General features: G+C 68.3%; 21 protein-coding genes. 13 read left to right on the top strand and 8 right to left on the bottom strand.

Annotation, left to right across the window (positions count from 1 at the left end):
* Positions 1-233: 233 nt before the first annotated feature.
* Positions 234-860: a DsbA family oxidoreductase gene (locus tag LPA46_RS00875; protein ID WP_230890971.1), complete on the bottom strand. Its 627-nt coding sequence runs from the start codon at positions 858-860 to the stop codon at positions 234-236.
* Between the two features lie 470 nt (positions 861-1330).
* Here LPA46_RS00875 and LPA46_RS00880 point away from each other — a divergent pair, with 470 nt between their 5' ends.
* From LPA46_RS00880 to nucS, 3 genes are read left to right on the top strand one after another with little or no spacing between them, the layout of a single operon-like run.
* On the top strand, positions 1331-1882 hold the full coding sequence (locus tag LPA46_RS00880) for an adenylyltransferase/cytidyltransferase family protein (protein ID WP_230890972.1): 552 nt from the start codon (positions 1331-1333) through the stop codon (positions 1880-1882).
* A 38-nt stretch (positions 1883-1920) separates the two neighbouring features.
* Entirely contained in the window at positions 1921-2697 is a 777-nt protein-coding gene (locus LPA46_RS00885) for an NAD+ synthase (protein ID WP_230890973.1), read from the top strand.
* Between the two features lie 54 nt (positions 2698-2751).
* Positions 2752-3453: an endonuclease NucS gene (gene nucS, locus LPA46_RS00890; protein ID WP_230890974.1), complete on the top strand. Its 702-nt coding sequence runs from the start codon at positions 2752-2754 to the stop codon at positions 3451-3453.
* Here the strand turns inward: nucS and mutS are convergent, their stop codons facing one another.
* Both mutS and LPA46_RS00900 read right to left on the bottom strand, forming a co-directional pair.
* Positions 3454-6030, bottom strand: a complete 2577-nt coding sequence (gene mutS / locus LPA46_RS00895) for a DNA mismatch repair protein MutS (protein WP_230890975.1) — start codon at positions 6028-6030, stop codon at positions 3454-3456.
* A 58-nt stretch (positions 6031-6088) separates the two neighbouring features.
* On the bottom strand, positions 6089-6520 hold the full coding sequence (locus LPA46_RS00900; RefSeq protein ID WP_230890976.1) for a CopD family protein: 432 nt from the start codon (positions 6518-6520) through the stop codon (positions 6089-6091).
* Positions 6521-6634: 114 nt separating this feature from the next.
* Here LPA46_RS00900 and LPA46_RS00905 point away from each other — a divergent pair, with 114 nt between their 5' ends.
* Genes LPA46_RS00905 through LPA46_RS00915 form a run of 3 tightly spaced genes read left to right on the top strand, consistent with a single transcriptional unit; the run spans position 6635 to position 9951 of the window.
* Positions 6635-7621 carry a carbohydrate kinase family protein gene (locus LPA46_RS00905; RefSeq protein ID WP_230890977.1) on the top strand — a complete coding sequence of 329 codons (987 nt, stop codon included), beginning with the start codon at positions 6635-6637 and terminating at the stop codon, positions 7619-7621.
* 32 nt (positions 7622-7653) lie between these two features.
* Entirely contained in the window at positions 7654-9384 is a 1731-nt protein-coding gene (locus tag LPA46_RS00910) for a MutS-related protein (protein WP_230890978.1), read from the top strand.
* A 48-nt stretch (positions 9385-9432) separates the two neighbouring features.
* Positions 9433-9951: a CNNM domain-containing protein gene (locus tag LPA46_RS00915; protein WP_230890979.1), complete on the top strand. Its 519-nt coding sequence runs from the start codon at positions 9433-9435 to the stop codon at positions 9949-9951.
* A 45-nt stretch (positions 9952-9996) separates the two neighbouring features.
* On the opposite strand, the gene LPA46_RS00920 is transcribed toward LPA46_RS00915, so the two are convergent.
* The 3 genes from LPA46_RS00920 to LPA46_RS00930 form a co-directional block, all read right to left on the bottom strand.
* Positions 9997-10587 carry a 50S ribosomal protein L15e gene (locus tag LPA46_RS00920; protein ID WP_230887846.1) on the bottom strand — a complete coding sequence of 197 codons (591 nt, stop codon included), beginning with the start codon at positions 10585-10587 and terminating at the stop codon, positions 9997-9999.
* Between the two features lie 151 nt (positions 10588-10738).
* A complete protein-coding gene (locus LPA46_RS00925) occupies positions 10739-11710 on the bottom strand; it encodes a restriction endonuclease (protein WP_230890980.1) in 972 nt (323 codons plus the stop codon).
* Positions 11711-12087: 377 nt separating this feature from the next.
* Complete coding sequence (locus LPA46_RS00930) at positions 12088-12990, bottom strand: serine/threonine-protein kinase RIO2 (RefSeq protein ID WP_230890981.1); 903 nt, start codon at positions 12988-12990, stop codon at positions 12088-12090.
* Between the two features lie 350 nt (positions 12991-13340).
* On the opposite strand from LPA46_RS00930, the gene LPA46_RS00935 reads away from it, so the two are divergent.
* Complete coding sequence (locus LPA46_RS00935; RefSeq protein WP_230890982.1) at positions 13341-14141, top strand: lipoate--protein ligase family protein; 801 nt, start codon at positions 13341-13343, stop codon at positions 14139-14141.
* Here the strand turns inward: LPA46_RS00935 and LPA46_RS00940 are convergent.
* Complete coding sequence (locus tag LPA46_RS00940; protein WP_230890983.1) at positions 14138-14671, bottom strand: redoxin domain-containing protein; 534 nt, start codon at positions 14669-14671, stop codon at positions 14138-14140. The two genes, LPA46_RS00935 and LPA46_RS00940, sit on opposite strands and share 4 nt — an antisense overlap.
* 79 nt (positions 14672-14750) lie before the next feature.
* Between LPA46_RS00940 and LPA46_RS00945 the strand changes: the two genes are divergently transcribed.
* From LPA46_RS00945 to LPA46_RS00955, 3 genes are all read left to right on the top strand, one after another.
* Entirely contained in the window at positions 14751-15581 is an 831-nt protein-coding gene (locus LPA46_RS00945; protein WP_230890984.1) for a deoxyribonuclease IV, read from the top strand.
* A 109-nt stretch (positions 15582-15690) separates the two neighbouring features.
* Positions 15691-16485: a class I SAM-dependent methyltransferase gene (locus LPA46_RS00950; protein WP_230890985.1), complete on the top strand. Its 795-nt coding sequence runs from the start codon at positions 15691-15693 to the stop codon at positions 16483-16485.
* 67 nt (positions 16486-16552) lie between these two features.
* Positions 16553-17647 carry an aminopeptidase gene (locus LPA46_RS00955; protein WP_230890986.1) on the top strand — a complete coding sequence of 365 codons (1095 nt, stop codon included), beginning with the start codon at positions 16553-16555 and terminating at the stop codon, positions 17645-17647.
* Between the two features lie 132 nt (positions 17648-17779).
* Here LPA46_RS00955 and LPA46_RS00960 read toward each other — a convergent pair whose 3' ends face one another.
* Entirely contained in the window at positions 17780-18427 is a 648-nt protein-coding gene (locus LPA46_RS00960) for a DUF7095 family protein (RefSeq protein ID WP_230890987.1), read from the bottom strand.
* Positions 18428-18560: 133 nt separating this feature from the next.
* Between LPA46_RS00960 and LPA46_RS00965 the strand changes: the two genes are divergently transcribed.
* From LPA46_RS00965 to ncsA, 3 genes are all read left to right on the top strand, one after another.
* Positions 18561-19946: an HD domain-containing protein gene (locus LPA46_RS00965; RefSeq protein WP_230890988.1), complete on the top strand. Its 1386-nt coding sequence runs from the start codon at positions 18561-18563 to the stop codon at positions 19944-19946.
* 183 nt (positions 19947-20129) lie between these two features.
* Positions 20130-20507, top strand: a complete 378-nt coding sequence (locus LPA46_RS00970; protein WP_230890989.1) for a hypothetical protein — start codon at positions 20130-20132, stop codon at positions 20505-20507.
* Between the two features lie 145 nt (positions 20508-20652).
* Positions 20653-21615, top strand: a complete 963-nt coding sequence (ncsA, locus tag LPA46_RS00975) for a tRNA 2-thiolation protein NcsA (RefSeq protein WP_230890990.1) — start codon at positions 20653-20655, stop codon at positions 21613-21615.
* Positions 21616-21663: the final 48 nt, after the last annotated feature.

Below are 21663 nucleotides of genomic sequence, written 5' to 3' on the forward strand. Positions count from 1 at the left end.
GGCGCTGTCGCTGTGGAACGTAACTCCCCGAGAAGTCCTTCATATCTATCCCTTGTCGCCAGAGATACTTAAAGCGGAACCGCACTTCGAACGACGCTCGGCGGTTGCTCACTATCGACAGCGCCGCGGCTACGAGACGTAACACGCTGAGAAGTCCTTCGTATCTATCCCTTGTCGCCAGAGGCACTTAAAGAAAATCGCGTGTCGGCCAAACGTAGACCGCCAGCTCGTGCTTACGTCCCTTCGACGAGGCGGCGGAGCTGGGACGGCGGGACGGCACCGCGCGCGCCGTAGCCGTCGTACGCGAACGTCGGGACGCCAGTGACGCCGTGCTCTTGTGCCTCGCGGAACTCCGCGCGGAGTTCGTCGTGGTACTGCTCGCTCTCGACGACCTCCCGAATCTCCTCGGTGTCGAGGCCGACGTCCTCGGCGATGTCGACCAGTACGTCGAGGTCGCCGATGCCGCGGCCCTCCTCCCAGAGCGCCTCGAAGATGGCGACGTCGAAGTCCAGCCACTGCTCGGGGTACTCGTCGCTGACGTACAGCGACGCGGCCTGGGCGTCCAGCGAGTCGACCTCGCGGGAGAAGTCCATCTGCATCTCGTCGGCACCGTACTCCTCTTTGAGGCGCTGGACGTTCTCGCGGGCCTTCTCGAAGTACTCGTCGTCCTTGCCGTCGTCGACGTCGTGGTCGATTTCGCCGTCCGGCCCGCGCTTCTGCGCGCGCAGGTCGAAGGGCTGCCAGTCGATGTCGAGGGGTTCCTCGCGCTCTGCCTGGTACTCCGACAGCGACTGCCGCCCGAGGTAGCAGAACGGGCAGACGTAGTCGGAGTACACCGTGATTTCGTCGGCGTCGCTCATCACTACTCGATAGGACGCGCACGCCGAAAAGGTCCCTGCTGGCGGGGGTTCCCGCTGGAGCCGCGACGACCGACGAGCCACCGGCTCTGCAGTCGGTGTCTCTGAGAAGTCCTTCGTATCTATCGCTTGTCGCCAGAAGCACTTAAAGAAAACTCGCGCTCGCCACACCGACGACCGTTCACGCGAACGACGGCACCGTGGCTACGGAGCGTAGCACACCGAGAAGCTCTTCGTATCTATCCCTTGTCGCCAGAGATACTTAAAGCGAGAGCGGGTCGTCGGCGTGCACTCCGCGGAGAAGATGTTCGGCGAAACGCCTTCCGTCGTCCGCCAGCACCGTCCACGTGCGAGGCTGGTGTCCCCTCGTGTCGGGTCCGCCGCGACGACCAGCCCGCAGTGGTCTGACGCAACCGATGGCGAGTGCTCCACGCTCGCTGCTGGCCGGGACCACCGGCCAGCGTGGTTTTTCGATGCGTCCAGCCCAAGCATCCAAGTCGTCGCCGTCGGTAGCGCTTCTCGTGCCCGAACGCGCAGCGTTCCCCGGTCGCTTCCAGCCGTTCCACGTCGGCCACTACCGGACGGTCCGCCGGTACCGCCGCGAGTACGACCTCGTCGTCGCCATCGGTAGCCCGCAGAAGGCCCGGACGCCGCGAAATCCGCTCACTGCCGCCGAACGCGAACACGTCGTTCGCGAGTGCTTCCCGGACCTCGACCTCGTGCGCGTCAGCGACGAGGACCGCGGCGAAGCCGGCTACCCCGACTGGGGCCGGCGCCTCGTCGCCCGCACGGACGCCGATGTCGTCATCACGGGCAACGAGACGGTCGCGAACATCGTCCGCGAGCACACCGACGCGCGCGTCGAAGCCCAGCGCATGCACGAGCCCGGTCGGTACTCCGGCACCGAAATCCGCCGTCGCATCCGCGAGGGCGAGCCGTGGCGCGACCTCGTACCGGACTGCTGCGAGGACCGCGTCGCGACGTACGCGCCCGTCATCGCCGAGGCCGGCGAGAACGCCGAGTAGCCACGTGCTTTTTGCCGGTGGCGGCCGCGCGTTCGTCCGTGACCGACTTCGACCTCGACCTCGCGACCGCCGCCGACGAGATTCGGTCGTTCCTCGCGAGCTACCTCGGCGCCACGCCCGCGGACGGCTACGTCGTCGGCGTCAGCGGCGGCCTCGACTCCGTGCTCGCCACGCACCTCCTCGCGGACGCCGTCGGCTCCGAGCGCGTCACCGGTCTCCTCCTGCCGGCGGACCCCAGCGACCCCGAGAACGTCGAGGACGCCCGGGCGGTTTGCGAGCGCCTGGGTGTGGACTACCGCGAGACCGACATCCAGCCCATCGTCGACGACGTCACCGCGGCCCGCGAGGACCTCTCGAAGACTACTGTGGGGAACGTTCAGGCGCGGGTCCGGATGGTCCTGCTCTACCAGGCCGCCAACGAGGACGACGCGCTCGTCGTCGGCCCGAACAACCGCTCGGAACTCCTCCTGGGTTACTTCACGAAGTACGGCGACGGCGCTGCCGACGTCGCACCGCTCGCGGACGTCTACAAGACCGAGGCCTACGACCTCGCCCGGGAGGTCGGCGTCAGCGAGGACATCGTCGCGAAGACGCCCACGGCGGAACTCTGGGAGGGACAGACCGACCCCGGCGAACTCGGCGAACCCTACGAAGTCATCGACCCGATTCTGCACGCGTACGTCGAAGAGGACCGCACCGTCGAGGGGACCGTCGAAGCCACCGGTGAGGACCGCGAGACGGTCGCAGAGTTCGTCGAACGGTACGAGTCCTCCACGCACAAGCGCGAGCGCCCACCCTCCCCCGACATCCGGTAGCCTGCCGGCCGCCCCATCCGCGCGCTTTTTCCCGTCCACCACGTACTCGCTTCCGTGACCCGCGCGCTCTCGACTCCCGACACCGACCGCGCCGCCGCCTTCGCCGCGGACGCCCGCAGCGACGGCCTCGCAGTCTCGCTCGTCGGCGAGTGCGCGACCGAATTCGAGGGGCGCGCCGAGCGCAGCCTCCCCGCGGGCGTCCGGAGCGTCCTCTGGAAGCCCGACGACACAGTACTCGTCCACGGCGCGACCGGCCGCGACCCCGACGCGTGGGCGACTGGCGGCAGCGTCGCCCTCGAAGCGAACCAGGGAACGCTCGAACTCCGCTGTGGGGACGGCGACGCCGCGGACGCGCTCACCGTCCAGTTCGATTCCGTCCACCACGCTGCCGCGTTCGACCCCGCGGACGCCGACGCCGAGGTCTCCGGTACCGAGTCCGACCTCAAGGAGCGCGTGCTCGCCAACCCCGACCTCGTCGAACCCGGCTTCCAGCCGCGCAGCACGGAACGCGAGACGCCAGCCGGCCCCGTGGACGTCTACGGCCGCGGCCGGGACGGAGCCGTAGTCGTCGTCGAACTCAAAGCCCGGCGCGTCGGCCCGTCGGCGGCGTCGCAACTGGAACGCTACGTGAACGCGCTCCGCCGCGACCTCCACGCCGATGCCGACGTCCGCGGCGTGCTCGTCGCCCCAGAAATCACCGAGAAGACTCGCCGCCTGCTCGCGGAGAACGGGCTCTCCTTTTCGCCCGTCGAGTAGTCAGTCGAGGTCGCGTTTGAGGTCGTTGAGTACGTTCAACGCCTCCACGGGCGTGAGTTCCGCGACGTTCACGTCCCGGAGCGAAGACTCGACGTCCGACTCGCTGGCGTTCCCATTCGCTCCTGTCGCGTTCGTCTCCTCGCTCACGTCCGCGTCCACGTCTGCCGCATCGAGGAACTCGCGGGCACGCTCAACGACGGCTTCCGGGACGCCCGCGGTCTGCGCGACCTCGATGCCGTACGAGGCGGTCGCCGGCCCCTCCCGAACTTCGTGCTGGAACGTCACTCCCTCCTCGCTTCGGGTCGCGCCGAAGTGGAGGTTCACGGCGTCGGCGAGGTGGTCGGCGTCCGCCGTGAGTTCGTGGTGGTGCGTGGCGAACAGCGTCGTCGCGCCGAGTTCGTCGTGGACGTACTCGGTGACGGCGCGCGCGATGGCGAGGCCGTCCGTGGTGGAGGTGCCGCGGCCGACCTCGTCCAGCAGGACGAGCGAGTCCTCGGTGGCCGCGCGCAGAATCGAGGACAGCTCCGTCATCTCGACCATGAACGTCGAGCGCCCGCCTGCGATGTCGTCGCTGGCGCCAACGCGGGTGAAGATGCGGTCGACGATCCGGAGGCGTGCGCGCTCCGCAGGGACGAAGCTCCCGGCCTGCGCGAGCAGCGAGATGAGCGCGACCTGGCGCATGTACGTCGACTTCCCGCTCATGTTCGGCCCCGTGATGACCGCGACCCGGCGCTCGGGCGTGAGATTTGTGTCGTTCGGAACGAACCCGGCTTCCGTGCGCTCCACGACTGGGTGACGGCCGCCCTCGACGTGGATACCGTCGCCACCCATCTCGGGGCGCGCGTAGTCGTGGCTCGCAGCGACTGTCGCGAACGACGCGAGCGCGTCCACGGCTGCGACCGCCGCCGCCGTCGCCTGCACGCGCTCGGCCTCTTCCGCGACTCGGCTGCGGACCTCGCGGAACAGGTCGTATTCGAGGTCCTGGGAGCGCTGCTCGGCGCGCACGATGTCGTCCTCGCGCTCTTTCAATTCGGGCGTGACGAACCGCTCGGAGTTCTTCAGCGTCTGTCGGCGCTGGTAGTTGTCGGGGACGGCATCGAGGTTCGGATTCGTCACCTCGATGTAGTAGCCGTGGACCGCGTTGTGGCCGACCTTCAGGGAGTCGACGCCCGTGCGCTCGCGCTCCTGTTGCTCCAACTCGTCTATCCAGCGCTTCCCCGAGCGCTCGGTCTCCCGGAGGTCGTCCAGCGTCTCGTCGTAGCCGTCCCGGATGACGCCGCCCTCCGTGAGTTCCTGGGGCGGGTCCGGGACGATGGCCCGCGAGAGCAGGTCCCGAATCTCCGGGAGGTCGTCGAGGCTCGCGCGCAACTCGCGGAGTTTCTCGCTGTCTGCGTCCGCCAGCAGCCCCCGAATCTCGGGCACTACGTCGAGAGTGTCCTTCAGCGCGCGCAGGTCCCTGGCGTTCGCGCGCCCCCGAGACACGCGGGAAATCAGCCGCTCGATGTCGTAGACGTCCCGCAGGTGCTCGTGGAGTTCCTCCCGCGTTAGGGGGTCCGCGAGCAGTTCGCCCACGGCCTCGTGGCGGGCCTCGATTTCCTCGGGGTCGGTCAGCGGCCGGCGCAGCCAGTCCGTGAGCGTCCGCCGGCCGAGCGCGCACGCCGTCTCGTCGAGCACGTCCACGAGCGCGGTGCCCTCCGCGCCGTGGACGCTGCGCTGCTCGAACACCTCCAGACTGCGCAGCGCCACAGCGTCCATCTGGAGGTACTCGCGGGGGTCGTACCGCGTCAAGTGGTTCAGGTAATCCAACCGGTCGCCGTTCTCGCCACCGCGCGTGTACTCGGCGTAGTCGAGGAGCGCGCCACACGCCGCGACCTCGGCGTCGCCGGCGAGCGCGTCCACGCTCCCGAAGTACGCCTCCACGGTCCTGCTGGCGCGCTCGTCGTCGAACGCCGCGTCGTCGTACTCCGCGACGAACGTCCCGTCGTCGAAGCGCTCCGCTGCCACACCGGGTCCAGTGACGAGTTCGGCGGGCGCGAATCGCCCGAGTTCGTCCCGCACGCGCGCCGCGTTCGGGAGGGTCGTCGCGTAGAAGTCACCCGTCGAGACGTCCAGCAGCGCGAGGCCGAAGCCGCCGTCCTCCGCAGCCGCAACAGTCGCGACGAAGTTGTTGTCGTCGCCCGCGAGCAGTTCGTCCTCGGTCAGCGTCCCCGGCGTCACGACCCGGGTGACGGCCCGCTCGACGACCCCCGTGACCTCGTCGGGGTCCTCGACCTGGTCGGCGACCGCGACCCGGTAGCCCGCGTCCAGCAGGTCGTCGATGTACGGCTCCGCGTTGTCGATGGGCACGCCCGCCATCGGGTACTTGCCGGTCGAGTCCTCGCGTGCGGTCAGCGTAATCTCGCAGATGCGGGCGGCCGCCTCCGCCGCGTCACAGAAGAGTTCGTAGAAGTCCCCGACCTGGAAGAGCACGAGCGCGTCCTCGTAGCGCCGCGTGAGCTCGAAGTACTGGCTCATCATCGGCGTCAGGTCGCTCTCGTTCTCGGCCATCTGGTCGGGTGGCCCGAGCGCCGCGTCCATGCACGAGGGCAACGGGGTGGCGGCTGTTATGCTCGTCGGTCAGCGCCCCTCGCTCGCCTCAGAGCAGGCCGGCGAGCACGAGCAGCGCGACGCTCACGACGGCCGCGGCACCGAACCACGGAGTCGCGTCGTCGGCCGCGGATTCGACGTCGTGGCCTGCGGTGAGGCGACTCGTCGCGACGTGTGCGAGTCCCGCCAGCACTAGCCAGAGGCCGGTCATCCCCACGACGAGGTGCCCCCTCGAGGAGCCCGCCAGCGCCTCGAACGTGTAGAGGTTGCCGGCGAGGTGGCCGCCGGTCAGCAGCATCGCGAGGACGCTGACGACGCTGAGTTTCGTGAAGCGGTCGGCAATCCACTCGACGGGCGCGGCGTCGAGTACGCCGCGGCGGGCGGCGGGGACGACGAACAGCGCGACAGCGAGCGTGCTCCCGGTCCACGCCGCGCCGAAGACGACGTGGACGACGCGGGCGGCGGTGATGTCGAAGCTCATCGCTTCCGGATTCGCAGACCGGCGGGAAATAACGCGTCGGTCTCCGGCCGGAACCGGCACTGCCCTCGAGCGTACTCGGCGAAGACTAAGTGCCAGTGGGGCGTCGAGAGCGGTGTGCGTACCGACCGAATCCTCGTGGCCGGGGAGACGCTCGTCGACCTGTTCCCGTCCGGTCCCGGCGACCTCGCGACCGTCGACGGCTTCGTCCATCGCGCTGGCGGCGCGCCAGCGAACGTCGCCACCGGCCTCGCGCGCCTCGACAGCCCGCCCGAATTCTGGACGCGCCTCGGCGACGACGCGTTCGGCGCGTACCTCCGCGACGTGCTCGCCGACCACGGCCTCGACGGGGAGTTCGTCGTCGCGGGCGACGCCGCTACCGCGCTCGCGGTCGTCAGCCCGACGCCCGACGGCGACCGCTCGTTCACCTTCTACGAGGCCGACACCGCCACGCTCGCGTTCGAGACCGGTGCAGTCCCCGACCACGCACTCGCCCGCTTCGACTGCGTGCACGTCGGCGGGGTCGCGCTCACGAACGACGCAGGCCGCGACGCCACGCTCGACTTGCTGGAACGCGCCTTCGACGCGCGCTGTCTCGTCTCGTTCGACCCGAACACGCGCCCCGACCTCTGGAGTGACCCGAAAGCCGCCGGAGATGCTCTTCGTGACGCGCTCGACCTCGCGGACCTCCTGTTCTGTAGTCCAGACGACCTCCAGCCGCTCGGTCTCGGCGAGCGTGCCCGCAGTGACCCCGAAGCGGCCGCCGCTGAATTGCTCGACTACGGCCCGGAGACAGTATTCCTCACTCGCGGCGAGGATGGCGCGACCGTCGTCTCCGACCTGCCCGATGGCGAGCGCGTCACGCGCTCCGAATCCGCCTTCGACGTGGACGTCGTGGACACGACGGGTGCGGGCGACGCGTTCACGGCCGGCGCGCTCGCGGCGTACGAACCCGGAATGGATGGCGACGCGCTCGGCGACGTGCTCCGGTTCGCGAATGCGACGGCCGCGCTCACGACCACCGAGACCGGCGGGATGACCGCGCTCCCCGACGACGCCGCGGTCCGTGCGTTGCTCGACGGTCGGGCATCGGAATCCACGTAACGCTTTACCCACGTGGTCGCCCACTCGCAGGTATGCGATTAGAGGAGTACTGGGGGGTCGGCCCGAAGACCGCCGACAAACTGGAGACCGAACTCGGCGTCCCCGACGCCGTCGACGCCATCGAGTCCGCGAACGTCCGCGCGCTCGTCGACGCCGGCATCTCGCGGGGCCGCGCGACGCGCATCCTGCGGCGCGCGAACGGCGGTGAGGGGATGGACGCGCTCGCGACCGACGATGCCCGCGCCGTCTACAAGGAACTGGTCGCGCTCGCCGCCGACTACGCCGTCACGCCCGGCGCAGCGGACCGAATCCGCGTGCGGACGCCGCTGACCGACCGCGACGCGATGCGCGAACGTCTCGACGACGTGGAGGCCGCTCGCGAGACGTGGGCACGTCTCGGCGGCGAGACAAAGCAAGCCGTTCTCGACACGTTCGACGCACACGACGACGCGGGCGACACGCAGCGCGCGGCGGTCGAGACTGCGCTCGCCTTACAGGACGCCGTCAGCGAGGATTCCGGCGTGTTCGCGGCGGTCACGACGCTCGACCGCGACGCGCTCGAGGACGCCGTCGAGGCGCTCCGCCACCTCACTGGCGACGGCGTCGCGGCCGGCGCGGACGCGAAACTCGACCGGCTCCGGGAGCGCGCCAGCGACCTCGAACGCGACACCTTCGACGTGCTCGAGGACGTGCGCTCGCAGGGTGTCGAGGGAACCGACGAGTTCCGGGAGGCGTTCGTCCAGTACGTCGCCAGCGAGGCCGGCGTCGAACCGCGCCGCGTCCGGAATGCGATGGCCGCGGACGCCGCGGACGCCGCGGACTTCGTGAGTACGACGCTGCGCGCGCTCGCCGACGACGTGCGCGAGGACGAACGAGACCGCGAGGACGAGGTCGCGGCGGAACTCCGCGGAGCCATCTCGAACGCGCGCGAGGAGGTCGACGCCGCGGTGACGGCCGTCAGCGACCTCGCGGTCGACGTCTCGCTGGCACGGTTCGCCGAAGCCCACGACCTCACGCGCCCCGACTTCGTCGATGCGGACGCCATCGCCGTCGAGAACGCGCGCAACCTATCGCTCGCGGCGGACGGCGGGGACGTCCAGCCCGTGACGTACGCGGTCGGCGACCACTCCCTGGACCCACCGAACGGCGACCGCGTCACCGTGCTCACGGGCGCGAACTCCGGCGGGAAGACGACGCTGCTGGAGACGCTCTGCCAGGTCGCCGTGCTCGCCGCGATGGGGCTTCCCGTACCTGCGGACCGCGCCGAACTCGGCCCCGTCGACGCAATCGTCTTCCACCGCCGCCACGCGTCGTTCAACGCGGGCGTGCTGGAGGCGACGCTGAACTCCGTCATCCCGCCGCTCACCGAGGGCGACCGCACGCTCATGCTCGTCGACGAGTTCGAAGCCATCACCGAACCCGGGAGCGCCGCCGACCTCCTCCACGGCCTCGTCACGCTCACCGTCGACGAGCAGGCGCTGGGCGTGTTCGTCACGCACCTCGCGGACGACCTCGAACCGCTCCCCGACGTCGCGCGGACGGACGGCATCTTCGCGGAAGGCCTCAGTCAGGACCTCGACCTGCTCGTGGACTACCAGCCGCGCTTCGGCACCGTCGGGAAGTCCACGCCGGAGTTCATCGTCTCACGGCTCGTCGCCGACGCCGGCGACCGCGCCGAGCGCGCCGGCTACGAGACGCTCGCGCGCGCCGTCGGCGAGGAAGCCGTCCAGCGCACGCTCGCCGACGCCGAGTGGTCCGAGTAGGCGAGGCAGCCACCAACGCCTTAGTGGCTGGTCGCCCTCGCTGTCTCCATGCCACTCGACCTCTCTGTGTTCGTATCACTGGCCGCGGTCGCCGTCCTGCTGGCAGTGTCGGCGTACTTCTCCAGCACGGAAATCGCACTGTTCTCGCTGACTGACGAACGCATCGCCGACCTCGCCGCCGGCGACGAACGCGGCTCCGAGTTGAAGCGGCTCCGCGACGACCCACACCGGCTGCTCGTGACGATTCTCGTGGGCAACAACGTCGTCAACATCGCCGTCTCCAGCATCCTCACGGTGCTGCTCGTGACCTACCTGCCACCCGAACTCGCGGTCGTCGGGACGACGCTAATCGCCACCTCGCTCGTGCTCGTCTGCGGGGAGATTCTCCCCAAGTCGTGGGGGCTGGCGAACGCCGAGTCGTGGGCGCTGACCACCGCGCGGCCCCTGAAGTACGTCGCGCTCGCGCTGTGGCCGCTGGTCACGTTCTTCGACGTACTTACGCGCCGGCTCGCCGGCGCGACCGGTGGCAGCCCGGACATCGAGCAGGAACTCCTCGAGGAGGACTGACGGCGCCGCCGCTGGGCGGCGAGAAAGAACGGAAAAGGTGGGGTGTTACGACTTCCGGCGCTTGCCGGCGTTCGTGCTCGGGCGCAGGTGCTCGGTGCCCTTGCCACGGTTCTGGAGGCCGCGGGCGCGCTGCCCGGCGCTCGTCTTCCCGTGGAAGACGCGACCCTGCTGGCTCTCGTCGCAGATCCAGTTGAGGTCGTCGTCGTTCTCGATTGCGCCGTGCTCGGGGTCCAGGAGAATCACTTCGAACCACTTCTGCGAGCCGTCCTCGCCGACCCAGTAGGAGTTCAGCACGCGGAGGTTGACGTACTTCTTCGACGCACGCTCCTCGGCGATGCTCTGGAGGTTCTTCGCGCGACCGATGCGGTTGACGCCCTGCCGCTTCGTGCGGCGCCCAGCCTTGAACCGGGACTTCCGGGCCGTACCCTTCCGGACGCTGACGCGCGCCACGACGACGCCCTGCTTGGCCTTGTAGCCGAGTTCGCGGGCCTTGTCGAGGCGGGTCGGGTGGTCGACGCGGACGATGGCGCCCTGTTTGCGCCAGTCCTGCTTGCGCTGCCACTGGAGCTCGGCGAGCTTCCCGTCGTCGGGGTCCCGCCAGGCTTCCTTGATGTGGGAGTAGAAGCTTCGTGTCATGTGTTGTCCGCGGGCGTTGGGTGGTTCAACTCTCGGTCGCCCGAGAATCACATTCCGTCCTGACTCCAGTCAGGAGCCCGCTGGAGCCCGCTCGCCAGCGAGTTACCCGAGTTTCGTCGTGGCGGGGGTTAAGAACTTCGAATCCCCGCGGTCACTCGACGTCGAAGGTCAGGTCGGCGCGCTCGAAGCGCAGCCCGGGGCCGTCCGGCCGTTCGACGAGCGTCGCGCCGTCGAAGTCCTCGGGCACCGAGAACACGACGAGCATGCGCCCGGACTCGCCGGGTGCGGCCGTCACTGCCGACAGTTTCTGGCGGAACTGCTGGCTGGCGTTCTCGAAGCGCTGGTGGCCGTAGTTCGTCCCGTTCACCGACAGCGCGAAGTTCGGGTTCCGCACCACGACCTGCGAGTCACCCGCGGTCACGTTCAACTGGACGACGACGAACGTCTCCCCGTCGTTCGGCTGGTAGGTGTTGTTCGCGGTCTGGATTTCGTCCTGTACGCGGGCGTCCCACTCCGCGGTCGCTGTGGTGTTCTCCCCGGCCGCCATCGAGAACGCCGTGAACGACGGGCCCGCGTCGCCACCGCCACCGCCGCCGACGAACGGCACGAAGCTCAGGACGGTCCCGCCAGCGAACACGGCCGCCAGAATCACCACCACTGCCACTACTATTGGAACGACTGGGATGCCGCTGGGCACGCCGCCCGGCGGGCTCGGCACGTTGTCGAGCAGCGACCCGTCGTCGCTCCCGGTGTACTGTTCGACGAGGCCCTCGGCGCCTTCCTCGCGGACCGACGACGCGAGCTCGTTCGGGTCGAGGAGGTGGACGTTGCCCGCGTCCGCGGCGCTCCGCGCGCCGGTCGTGAACCGGCCGCGGGTCGCCATCACGCGCACGTCGACGCCCTTCTTGTCGCAGAACGCCGCGAAGTCCTCGACCTCGGAGGCGCCGATTTCCGTGTCGGTGTCCGGCCGGACGCCGATGAGCCCACGCTTGCCGTTGTCCTTGTCGCCGCCGACGAGGTACGTGCCGTCGTCGTTCTCCGTGACCGACGTCGACCATCCCTTCTCCTCCCAGAACGTAGCGAGGAAGTGCGGGAACTCCGACGCCGCCATCTCGTCGAACATCACGCGGCCCTCCCGGTCGGACGCGTACTCTGTCCCGTCATGCAGTCCCCAGGTGTATCGTAATCACCACGGCGCCCCCTCATAAACGGTCGGGTCCGCGGCGCGCCGCCAACAGCAGCGCGGCGACGACGGGGATGAATCGGGTGTGTGCATGACCGATTGCAGTTCGGCCTTCACTTTCGCGCCGTCGTATAAATACAGTAGGGTGTCGGGTTAGATACCGAACACGTCTGGGCCGGAGTGCCGCTTCACGTCCAGCGTTGCTTCAGCGACCGTCGGAACGAACCACGCATATTCTATATCGTAGAATAGAATTTATTGGACTGAACACGAGAGTGCAGCCGCTACGGAATATATGCGCGAGAAATGCTAAGCCGTTAGAACTCGGTGACTGAGCCGAACGAACCGCTCGCGACTGAGTCTGCAATCGCCGACTCGTCGACGTCCGGGACGTCGCTGGGGTACTTCTGCTGGAAGTAGCCGACGATGTTCCCGATGTCACGGGCCAGCAGCTCGCGGGCGTTCTTGTGGTCGCTCGGGGTGGCTTGCGGCCAGTCGAACAGCGTCACGCCGTCCTCGCTGACGAAGACGTTGTACTCGCTGATGTCCGCGTGCACGTAACCCGCGTCGTAGGCAGTCGCCATCTCCCGGAGCACCAGGTCGAGGACGCCGCTGGCCTGCTCGGGTTCCAGTTCCGCGCGCGAGAGTTCCACGCCGTCGATGCGCTCCATCACGATGGCGTGGCGGTTCTGGTCGACCGGCCGCGGGACGTTCACGTCCGGGTACAGCGTCTCCAGCGCGTCGTATTCGCGTTCGGCCGCCTTCCGCGCGGTGTACTGCCAGGACGTGTGCTCCTTGTCGCTGGTGTAGTCGCGGCCGCGGTGGACCTCCCGGAACTGGGTGTAGCCCTCGCGGTGGAACTTCAGCGCCATCGGGCGGAACGACTGCACCTCGTAGACGTCGCTCTCCTTACCGACGCCGAGCGGCGAGCCGAAGCCCTCGACAGTGTCGCGTTCGGCGAACGCGTGCAACGCGAGCGCGTCGTAGCCCGCGAACGTGAGCTGGACGCCCTCGTACTGGATGGTCTTCCGTTCGAGGAACTCCAGGTCGAGCATGCGGTCCAGCCGGTAGTCGACCTCCTCCTGTGTCAGTCGGGAGAACTCCGGGAGCTTCTCGCGGCTGACCCACTCGGAGAACCGCATTCCGTGTTCGACCCCGGAGAGCAGGTGGAAGTCCTCCGGGTCGAGGTCCGCCATCTCGGCGGCGACGTTCCGAACCATTCACGCGAATCTAGCGGACCGGCGGGTAAAAGCTACGCGGCGCGCGGCGACGACGTGAAATCCGCGCCGCAGGAGCAATCGACGTGGTAGCGTGGCCGGTCCCGCCTGGATTTTGATAGAAACCAGTGATTCGGCGACGCTGTGGCCGTTTCTGCCCGATATTCTCTATTCTACGAAAATCGGCCCACACACCCGATAAATCTCATGTCACGATATAGAAACAGGATGTTGCGGTCGTTCGCGCCTCTAGTCCGGCCACAGATTGCCGCGCCGCTCGGCGCGCTCGGTGGACGCAGCCGAGCGGAACCGCAGACGCACGGCTTTTTGCCGGTGGCCGCGAACCGCGTGGTATGACGCTGGCCGACCGCGAGTGGCGGCTGATTCCGGAGGAGGCCCGCGACGGGCCGATGCAGATGGCACTAGAGGAGGTCGCTGCGGAGACCGCCGCAAACGGCGGCCCGCGAACGGTCCGCGCGTACCAGTGGTCGCCGTCGACGCTCTCGATGGGGTACCGGCAGGACGCGGACTCCGTCGACTGGGACTTCGCCGAGCGCGAGGGAATCTCCGTGACGCGCCGGCAGACCGGCGGCGGCGGCATCTACCACGACGAATATGCGGACATCTCCTACAGCATCGTCGCGCCCGCCGACGAACTCCCCGGTGACTTGATGGACTGCTACGAGGTGCTCTGCGAGCCGATTCTGTCGGCGTTCCACGCGATGGGCGTCGACGCCGACTTCGTCCCCGAGAAACATCCCGCGATTCACGAGCCCGCGTGCTACTTGCGTGCGCTCCACCCCGCGCACGACATCGCGGTCGACGGCCGGAAAATCAGCGGGAACGCCCAGTACCGCACCCGGGACGCGGTCATCCAGCACGGGTCGCTGTCGTTCGCCCTGGCACCCGACGCCCACCTCGGCGTGTTCGCCGACCCAGGCATCGACGCCGAGCGGTTCCGCGAGCGCGTGACGAGCATCCACGAGGAAGCCGGAATCAGCCGCGACGACGCCGTTGCAGCGCTGGAGGACGCACTCACGGAGTGGTGTGGCGCACGCGTCGGCGAGTGGACCGACGACGAAGTCGAAGCGGCGCGCGAACTCGCCGAGGAGAAGTACGCGACCGACGACTGGACGCGCGAGCGGACTGCTTAGTTGAAGCCGAAGGTCTCCGGCTCGCCGCCGACGTGTTCCTCGACGGCTTCCCGAATCTCGCCCAGCGGCGGCTGGTCGCGCGTCGGGTCGAGTGGGTGCTCGCCAATCCAGCGGTACTGGACGACGCCGTCGGTGTCCACGAGGAACACCGAGCGCTTCGCCCGCGGCAACAGCTTCAGCGCGCGGTACGTGACGCCGAACGCGTCCGCGACGTCGAGGTCGGTGTCGGCGTACAGCGGGAAGTCGATGTCGAGGTAGTCGATGAACCGCCGGTGGGTCGGCACGCGGGACTTGCTCGAGCCGACGACGCGCACGTCCTCGGTGGACGTGAACCAGCCGTAGTCGCGGAACGAACACCACTCGCTCACGCAGTCGGGGCTGAAGTCGTTCGTGTAGAAGACGACGAGTACCGGCCGGTCTGCGTAGAGCTCCGACAGGGGCGTCTCCTCGACGCTGTCGTCGGGATGGACCAGCGGTGCCGCCACGTCGGGCACCTCGTCACCTACGTCGAGCGCGTCCCCCGAGGTCATACCGTCACGAGCGCGCTCGGCCGGCAAAGGTGTTGCGACGGTTCGAAGCCTCTTTGCCCCCCGCGGCGAACGACAGCGTATGCGAGTAGGTGCACACGTCTCTATCGCGGGCGGCGTCGACAACGCCGTCGAGAACGAACTGGACGTCGGCGGGAACTGCGGACAGATTTTCACGCACTCGCCGCAAGTCTGGCAGGACCCGAACGTCGGCGACGACGAAGCCGCCGCGTTCCGGGAGGGAACCGACGAACACCTCGACGGCCCGTGGGTCATCCACTCGTCGTACCTCGTGAACCTCTGCACGCCCAAAGACGACCTCCGCGAGAAGTCCGTCGACAGCATGCAGAAGGAGGTCGACGCCGCCGACAAGCTCGGCATCGACTACGTCAACGTCCACCTCGGCGCGCACACCGGCGCGGGCGTCCAGCAGGGCCTGGACAACGCCGTCAGCGCGCTCGACGAGCTCGACGTACCTGACGGCGTCACCGTGCTCGTGGAGAGCGACGCGGGCTCGGGCACGAAGCTCGGCGGCGACTTCGACCACCTCGCGTACGTTCTCGACGAGTCGGCCCACGACCTCGGCGTCTGCGTCGACACCGCGCACGCGTTCGCCGCAGGCTACGACCTCTCGACGGCCGATGCCGTCGCGGAGACGCTCGCGGAGTTCGACGACGTCGTCGGCTTCGAACACCTCCACTGCGTCCACCTCAACGACTCGAAACACGACTGCGGCACGAACAAGGACGAACACGCGCACATCGGCGAAGGGCTCATCGGCGAGGCGGGGATGGACGCGTTCGTCAACCACGACGCCATCACCGAGGTACCGCTCGTGCTGGAGACGCCGCACGAGGACGGGCGCGGCTTCGAGTGGAACATCCAGAAGGTGCGGGAGCTGCGAGAATCGTAGATTCTCGGGAACGTGAACGGCGACCGACGGGAGCCGTGAACTGCGAGGCGAGTAGACAGCCAGCGTTCGGACCCCGCCGCTTTTGCCGACCCCGGTTTTCAGTGGAGGTGTGCGCCGATTCAGCGCCGACTACCTCGAGGAGACGCGCCGCGGGATGTGGGCCGAGCGCGAGGCGTTGGACGCGCTGGAGTTGTCCAGCCGCGAGCGGATTCTCGACGTCGGCTGCGGCACGGGGGAACTCACGGGCGTGTTCCGCGAGGAGTCCGACGCCGACGTGCTCGCGCTCGACGCGGACACCGACCTCCTCCGGCACGTCGACGCCGACGAGCGCCTCGTCGGGGACGCGACGCGGCTGCCGCTCCGCGACGACGTCTGCGACCTCGTCGCGTGCCAGGCGTTGCTCATCAACCTCCCGGACCCCGTCGCCGCCGTCCGGGAGTTCTCGCGCGTGTCCGCGGACCTCGTGGCGGCCGTCGAACCGAACAACGCCGCCGTCACCGTAGAGTCGACGGTCGCGAGCGAGCCGCCGCTCGCGGCGCGCGCCCGCGATGCGTACATCGAGGGCGTAGAGACGAACGTCTCGCTGGGCGCGGACGCCGCGGACTGCTTCGAGGAAGCAGGACTCGTCGACATCTCGACGACGCAGTACGAGCACGTGCAGGCCATCCAGCCGCCGTACGGCGAAGCCGCGCTCGAAGCCGCTGCGCGGAAGGCGACCGGGGAACGACTCGCCGAACAGCAACCGACGCTCGCCGCAGGCGGACTCTCCTCGGACGCCTACGACGCGCTACGCACGGAGTGGCGCGAGATGGGCCGCGAGGTCGTCGCGCAGATGCGCGAGAACGACTACGAGCGCGTCGAAACCGTGCCGTTCTACGTGACCGTCGGTCGCGTTCCCGAGTAATCTCCGACGAACTGCGGTGGTTTTCCGCTTCTCCGGAGTTTATTCGCGTCCGGGTCGATTTCGACGTATGGACGACAGAGCCCGCCGCCACGCCGAGATTCTCGTCGAGGACTGCACCGACGTCCAGCCCGGGGACATGGTGCTGTTGCGCGCGTCGAAGGAGGCCGAGGACCTCGTCGTCGCGCTGTACGAGAAACTCGGCGAGGTCGGCGCGCGACCGACCACGCAGTGGGGACACGCTCGCGCGGCGCGCGCGTACAACCGAGCAATGGACGTCGACGACTACGAGACGAAAGCCCACGACCTCGCCGCGATGGAGGAGACGGACGTCGTCTTCCTGATTGGGGGTAACGGGAACGCCTTCGAGACCAGCGACGTGCCCCCGGAGAAGTCGCAGGCCGCGAGCCGCGCGAACGGCCCGATTCTCGAAGAGCGACTGGGCAAGCGCTGGGTCATCACCCAGCACCCGACGGACGCGGGCGCGCAGAAGGCCGAGATGAGCACGGAAGCCTACGAGGACTTCGTCTACGACGCAATCAACAAGGACTGGGACGAACAGCGCGAGTTCCAGGCCCAGATGGTCGAGATTCTCGACCCCGCCGACGAAGTCCGCATCGTCTCCGGCGACACGACCGACGTCACGATGAGCGTCGCGGGGATGGACGCGGCCAACGACTGGGGAACGAAGAACATGCCCGCGGGCGAGGTGTTCACGTGCCCGGTGCCGAACAGCGTCGACGGCGAGGTGCTGTTCGACAAGCCGCTCATCCGGCAGGGCAAGGAAATCACGGACGCGTGGCTACGGTTCGAGGACGGCGAGGTCGTCGACTTCGCTGCGGGACAGAACGAAGCCGCGCTCGAAGGCATCCTCGAAACGGACGAGGGGTCGCGTCGCCTCGGCGAGTTGGGCATCGGGATGAACCGGGACATCGACCGGTTCACCTACAACATGCTCTTCGACGAGAAAATGGGCGACACCGTCCACATGGCCGTCGGCGGCGCCATCGCGGAGTGTGTCCCCGACGACCAGCCGTTCAACGAATCCGCGACGCACGTGGACCTGATCGTGGACATGAGCGAGGACTCGTACATCGAGGTCGACGGCGAAGTCGTCCAGCGCGACGGGACGTTTCGGTTTGAGGACGGCTTCGAGGACCAGTAATCGCCGACTGCAGTTTCGCTTCGCGTCTGGGGCTGACAGGCGGCATCGCGTCCGGCTGGGACCGCCGCGTTCCCGCCTCCCCCAGCCGGCGAGTCGTCAGGTCACGCGCCGGGTTGGTCCCGGCTTCGCACTTCAAACTACGTCGCCGCGAACGGTCGCGCCCTCGGCCCGCTCCCGGCGGGTTTCGACGGCGTCGGCGGCGACTTCGGCTTCGTCCTCGTCGGCACCGAGCATCTCCAGTGCACCCGCGAGCGTGGGGAAGACGAGTTCGCCGTCGCGGAGCTTCTGGAAGGCGTCGTCGCTGCGCTCGCTGTCGGCCCACAGGCAGACGCCGCGCGGGTCGAGGACGTTCTCGTAGGTCTCGGTCGCTCGCGCGCCCTCGAGGCGCTGAGTGACGTTGTCCTCGAAGCCCGCGTTGCACACTTCGAGGTGAATCGGCTCGTCGTCGTCGAGGAGGTGTGCGGCGAGACATCGCTCGGGCGCGACGTGGCCGCTTTCGTTCGCGCGCAGGTACTCGGGGTGGTCGTCGGCCCACGAGGCGCGCACGGTCTTCCCGACGCCCTTCACGCCGTACTCGCGCTCGAACTCCCCGGCGCGGTCGGCGTCGTCGCCGCGCATGAGGATGTCCTTCGTGAGGTAGACGTCCAGGCGCTCGACGGGGTCGAGGCCGAGCGCGACGTCGCCGTACACCCATATTTCGCGCACGGGGACCGGCATCTCCTCGCTCGCGACGGTGTCGACGAGCTCCTCCACCCGGTCGACGGCGGCAGCTCTGTCCATCGACTGCTCGTAGCCCGCGAACGCCGAAAACGGTTCCGCACGCGCCCACCGACGCCGCGAATCGAAAGACCGACCCCCGCCGAGCTCCTAGAGCGGGTAATTCGGGTCGGTCCGCTCGGACCGACGATTCACCATGCCAGCCACGCAAATCAAAGACCCCGTCCACGGCTACGTCGAACTCGACCAGCCGCTCGTCGACAACGTCCTCGACAACCGCGCGTTCCAGCGCCTCCGCCACGTCCGTCAGCTCTCGGCGACCTACCTCGTCTACCCGGGCGCGAACCACACGCGCTTCGAGCACTCGCTGGGCGTCTATCACCTCGCGCGCACCGTCTTCGAGAACCTCCGCGAGCAGTCGTACTTCTACCGCGACGCCACCACCGAAGAACTCGACGACATCCAGCGCACGCTCGAATGCGCGGCGCTCCTCCACGACGTCGGCCACCCGCCGTTCTCGCATCTAGGCGAGCGCTTCATCGACACCGACGACCTCCAGGATCGGCTCGCCGACCGCGGGCTCCGCGAGGCGTTCGACGACGCTGGCGTCGGCGACGCGCCGATTCGGGAGGCGTCCGCGCACGAACTCCTGGGCTGTCTCATCGTGCTCGAGGAGTTCGCCGACGGCCTCCACGAGATGGGCGTCGACCCCCACGACGTCTGCGCGCACATCCTCGGCTACAGCCTCGAGTACGAGCGCGGCGGCCGCTGGCAGCACGGCGTCGCCGCCCAGATTCTGCACTCGCCCATCGACGTCGACCGCCTCGACTACATCACGCGGGACAACCAGATGACGGGTGCGGACGTGCTCAGTTTCGACACTGACCGCATGGTCGGTTCCTACACGGCCCATCCGGAGGAGGGGCTCGCGCTCTCGGACAAGGCGCTCTCGACCATCGGCAACTACCTCGAAGGCCGCATCGCGGTGTACATGTGGGTGACCCAGCACCACAAGTCCGTCTACGCCCACGTGCTCCTCAGCGAACTCCTCGACGAACTCGCCGCGCTCGCCGAGGAACCACCGGTCACCGCCGACCGCATCCTCGACGACGAAATCGACGACAACACGCTCATGGAGCGCCTGCGCGTCGCCGCCAGCGAGCACCCCGACTCCACGCTCGCAGCGCTCTACGACCGCTTCCGCGCGCGCCGCTTCCCCGAGACCTGCTGGAAACACCGCATCGCGTACGCCGACCGCGTGGACGCCGACCTCGACGCGTTCAGCGACTGGCTCGTCGCCCACGCTGACCGCCTCGAAACCGACCTCGCCGCCGAACTCGGCGTCCCCGACCACGAGGTCTGGGTCGAACAGTCCTACGTGCCCGAGTACGAGCCACAGGACCTCGAAGACATTCCCATCGCGTACGGCGGCACCACCCGCTCGGTCGGTGACTGGGGGCTCTACGGCGAGCGCGCGTTCGACCGCCCCATCCCGTTCGTCTACGTCCCCCACGGCGTCGAGAAGGAAGCCACAGGCACGCTCGTCGACTGGTTCCACGCCGAGAAGTACGACCAGGCGTAACGGCGGCTGTTCTCTGAATTTCCCCGATTGATTGGGCTGCTCGTAGTGACGTCGTAGGTCGACGGCCGATCGCGGGTCGCTTTGCTCACGGTTCACTGCGTTCACCGTTCGCCTAACGCGGCAGTCCAGCGGACTGCCGCGCTGGCCACAACGGTCAAGCGCCATCCACCACCGCATCTACACATGGGCGACCAGACTTTCCGCGTGCTCGCAGCGCTCCGCGAACTCGCCGACGAGACCGACGACGCACCGCCGACGGACGAAATCGCGACCCGCGCGGCCGTCTCTATCGGCGTCGCAGAGCGCGAGTTGAACACGCTCGACGCTGTGGGGGCCGCCGAGGAACTGAAGCCGGACGGCGAGCGCTTCGAGCCGACGGACATGGCCGTCGAGGACGTAGCGCGACGCGTCGACACCATCGACGAACTCGACACCGACGAGCGCTCGGCGTTGCTCAAAGCGCTCCGGCGTGGCGACGTTGACCCCGCCGACGTGCTCTACGACGTCCACGACGCTCGCGACGCCGCCGACCGCGCCGCGAGTTCCGAATTCGCGGGCTGACTCACCGCTCGCGCTTTTTCGCGACCGATTCTGTGCCCGAGATTCTCGCGCAGCCGCCGATTTGTTATCCCGAAATGAGGTTTACGAGTCGCGGTGGTTCGTCGAGACGTAACGGTGAAACGCCGGCGCTGCCAACGTGTACGTAATGGATTGCACCAAGTGCGACCGCGAGGCCGTGATGCACGCGGCGTACTCCGGCGCGCACCTCTGCGAGGGTCACCTCTTCGAGAGCGTCGAACGCCGGGTGCGGCGGCGCATCCGCGAGGACGACATGCTGCCCGACGACGCGACGCCCGAAGACCCCGAAACGTGGGTCGTCGGACTCTCCGGGGGGAAGGACAGCGTCGTCCTCACGGACATCCTCTCGGAGACGTTCGCGGAGGACCCACGCATCGAGATGGTCGCGCTCACCATCCACGAGGGCATCGAGGGCTACCGCGACGAGAGCCTCGCGGCCTGCGAGGAACTCACCGCGGACCGCGACATCCGCCACGAGGTCGTCACGTACGCCGACGAGTTCGACGTCGAGATGGACGACGTCGTCGACGACGACCCGCTGGACATGGCACCCTGCGCGTACTGCGGGGTGTTCCGTCGCGACCTCCTCGCGAAGTACGCCGAGGAGTACGACGCGGACAAACTCCTCACCGGGCACAACCTCGACGACGAGGCCGAGACCGCGCTGATGAACATCTTCGAGGGGAACGTCGAGCAGGTCGCCAAACACTTCGACGCCAGCCTCGGCCCGTTCGACGAGCGCACGCCCAAGGAGGACATGATTCCGCGCGCGAAGCCGCTCCGCGACGTCCCGGAGAAGGAGGTCGCGCTGTACGCGCAACTCCGGGACCTGCCCGTTCACATGGCGGAGTGTCCACACTCCAGCGAGGCGTTCCGCGGCGAGATTCAGGACCTACTGCTGAAGTTAGAGGAGAACCATCCGGGCACGCGACACTCGATTATGGCTGGCTACGAGGAGCTCGCGGGGCTCGCGGCCGACCAGTACAGCGACGAGGACGAGGACGTGGGCGAGTGCGAGGAGTGTGGCGCGCCGACGACGCGCGACCAGTGCCGGAAGTGCGCGCTGGTCGACGCCGTGAACGCAGTGTAAGCGTGCGACACCCGCGGCTTCGGGTTCACTGACGACCGCAAAAGAACC

This window comes from Halobacterium sp. KA-6 (assembly GCF_021029015.1).
GTDB lineage: Archaea > Halobacteriota > Halobacteria > Halobacteriales > Halobacteriaceae > Halobacterium.